We start from the raw sequence: 2,131 nt of genomic DNA, 5'->3' as shown, positions 1-2,131 counted from the left end.
GGCCGGACGGGCGCGAAGGTCAAGGAACTCATGTGCAGGAGCATCCCCTGGCAGTTGTCGTACGAGGCAGGCAAGCCTGGCGCGCGCACTTGGTGGAGCAAGGAAGCCAAGCGCCGGCAGCTCCTTCAGGCCAAGGCACCCGGCGTTCACGTACAAGCGCCGCTCAGGCATCTCAGCCCGTCCGGCGATTGAGGACGAGGCCGTTCAGGCCGAAGCGGGGGCCTGGAGGCAGCAGCCCCCAGACCGCCGGTCACCTCAGACCAGGTTGACCGATCGAGCGGACGTCGCGCCGATCTCCTCGGCCACTTCCGCCAGCACGCCGGGGGCAACCGTGTCGTCGACGGTCAGGACGGCCAGCGCCTCGCCGCCCGCCACCGACCGGGAGACCTGCATCCCGGCGATGTTGATCCCCGCCTCACCGAAGATCCGGCCGACCGTGCCGACGACGCCGGGCCGGTCCGCGTACCGGTACACGACCATGTGGTCGGCGAGCGCGAGGTCGACGTCGTACTCGCCGACCGCGACGATCTTCTGGTGGTGCTTGGGACCGGCCAGCGTGCCGGAGACCGACACCTCCTCGCCGCTGCCGAGCGTGCCGCGCACGGTCACGACGTTGCGGTGGTCCGCGGACTCCGAGCTGGTCGTCAGCCGTACCTCGACGCCGCGCTCCTGCGCGAACAGCGGGGCGTTGACGTAACTGACGGTCTCGTCGACGACGTCCTCGAACACACCCTTGAGCGCGGAGAGTTCGAGCACCTTGACGTCGTGCTGGGTGATCTCGCCGTACACCTCGACGTCGAGACGGACCGCGACCTCGCCCGCGAGCGCGGTGAAGATGCGGCCGAGCTTCTCGGCGAGCGGCAGACCCGGCTTGACGTCCTCGGCGATGACACCGCCCTGGACGTTCACCGCGTCCGGGACCAGCTCACCGGCGAGCGCCAGACGCACCGAGCGGGCGACGGAGACACCGGCCTTCTCCTGCGCCTCGTCCGTGGAGGCGCCGAGGTGCGGGGTGCAGACGACCTCGTCGAGCTCGAAGAGCGGGGAGTCCGTGCAGGGCTCCTTCGAGTACACGTCGAGGCCGGCGCCGGCGACGCGGCCTTCCTTGAGCGCCGAGTACAGCGCCACCTCGTCGACGATCCCACCGCGCGCGGCGTTCACGATCCGCACCGACGGCTTGACCTTGTGGAGCGCCTCGTCACCGATGAGACCGACCGTCTCGGGGGTCTTGGGCAGGTGCACGGTGATGAAGTCGGAGACTTCGAGCAGCTCGTCGAGGGTGAGGACCTTCACGCCCATCTGCGCGGCTCGCGCCGGCTGGACGTAGGGGTCGTAGGCGACGACCTTCATGCCGAACGCCGACATGCGCTGGGCGACCAGCGCGCCGATGCGGCCGAGGCCGACGACACCGAGGGTCTTCTCGGCCAGCTCGACGCCGGTGTACTTCGAGCGCTTCCACTCGCCGTTCTTCAGCGCGGAGTTGGCCTGCGGGATGTGGCGCGCGGTGGCCAGCAGCAGACCGCAGGCCAGCTCGGCGGCGGTGACGATGTTCGAGGTCGGCGCGTTGACGACCATCACGCCGGCCTTGGTGGCGGCGGCGACGTCCACGTTGTCCAGGCCGACGCCGGCTCGTGCGACGACCTTCAGTTTGCGGGCGGCGGCGACCGCCTCGGCGTCGACCTTGGTGGCCGAGCGGATCAGGATCGCGTCGACGTCGGCGATGGCGGGGAGCAGTTCGGCTCGGTCCGCTCCGTTGCAGTGCCGGATCTCGAAGTCCGGGCCGAGCGCGTCGACGGTCGCGGGCGACAGCTCTTCAGCGATGAGTACGACAGGTTTCGAGCTCACGTGTGTCCTCACTCAGTCCTATGCGGACGGCCGTCCCGACGGCCGCAGGCGGTGGAGGGTGCTACCGCGTGGAAGACGCACGACGCTGTGGGCCTGACGCGAAGGTAGTACGGCAGTGTAGTGGCGCGGCGAGGGCGTCCTCACGCCTGTGCGGAAGGATCACCCACACGTGCGGAACCCGGGGCAGACAGCCGGGCCGTGACACCGGTGACAGGCGATCGGCCGGTTCACCTCGTACGGCGACCGGCGCGGCGAGGACTGGGCGCGTTTCCTGCGCTGCACCCTC

Annotated in this window: 1 protein-coding gene and 1 pseudogene; one reads left to right on the top strand and one right to left on the bottom strand. The window is 69.9% G+C overall.

Annotated elements, in window-relative coordinates:
• Window positions 1-192: pseudogene (locus STRTUCAR8_RS53740) on the top strand (hypothetical protein); the annotation flags it as partial.
• A 63-nt stretch (window positions 193-255) separates the two neighbouring features.
• Here STRTUCAR8_RS53740 and serA read toward each other — a convergent pair.
• A complete protein-coding gene (gene serA, locus STRTUCAR8_RS23315; RefSeq protein WP_006378398.1) occupies window positions 256-1,845 on the bottom strand; it encodes a phosphoglycerate dehydrogenase in 1,590 nt (529 codons plus the stop codon).
• Between the last annotated feature and the right edge of the window lie 286 nt (window positions 1,846-2,131).

The organism is Streptomyces turgidiscabies Car8, assembly GCF_000331005.1.
Taxonomy (GTDB): domain Bacteria; phylum Actinomycetota; class Actinomycetes; order Streptomycetales; family Streptomycetaceae; genus Streptomyces; species Streptomyces turgidiscabies.
This window is presented reverse-complemented; position numbering and strand designations above follow the sequence as displayed.